4 tRNA genes are annotated in these 548 nt (G+C 37.2%); all 4 read left to right on the top strand.

Features of this window, described 5'->3' with window-relative positions:
* The first annotated feature begins 196 nt into the window (after positions 1-196).
* Positions 197-271 (top strand) — tRNA-Glu (locus ACTYA4_RS22180).
* Between the two features lie 3 nt (positions 272-274).
* A tRNA-Val gene (locus ACTYA4_RS22175) sits at positions 275-350 on the top strand.
* A gap of 27 nt (positions 351-377) precedes the next feature.
* Positions 378-453, top strand: a tRNA-Thr gene (locus tag ACTYA4_RS22170).
* Between the two features lie 8 nt (positions 454-461).
* Positions 462-534, top strand: a tRNA-Lys gene (locus ACTYA4_RS22165).
* The last annotated feature ends 14 nt before the right edge of the window (positions 535-548 follow it).

Here is a 548-nt window from a genome sequence, read left to right as displayed (position 1 = left end):
ACCAAAAATATGCATAATATATGCATATTTTTTTGTATAATTTTATAAAAAGTAATAGCCAAATTATATTAAAAAAAAATTATTTTTTATTGACAAATATTTAATAGATTTTATATAATATTACTTGTCGCTAATTGAATAAATGTTTTATTGATACTTTCATAGCGTAAGATTCGTACTAACTTATTTAATAGAAGGCCCATTGGTCAAGCGGTTAAGACACCGCCCTTTCACGGCGGTAACACGGGTTCGAATCCCGTATGGGTCACCAAATGGAGGATTAGCTCAGCTGGGAGAGCATCTGCCTTACAAGCAGAGGGTCGGCGGTTCGATCCCGTCATCCTCCACCATATTTATTAATCAAACTGTATAAAATTGCCGGTGTAGCTCAATTGGTAGAGCAACTGACTTGTAATCAGTAGGTTGGGGGTTCAAGTCCTCTCGCCGGCACCATTTAAAATGAGCCATTAGCTCAGTTGGTAGAGCATCTGACTTTTAATCAGAGGGTCGGAGGTTCGAATCCTCCATGGCTCATCACTTAAAAATAT

The sequence above is a fragment of the Niallia yueguangensis genome, assembly GCF_052663115.1.
This window is presented reverse-complemented; position numbering and strand designations above follow the sequence as displayed.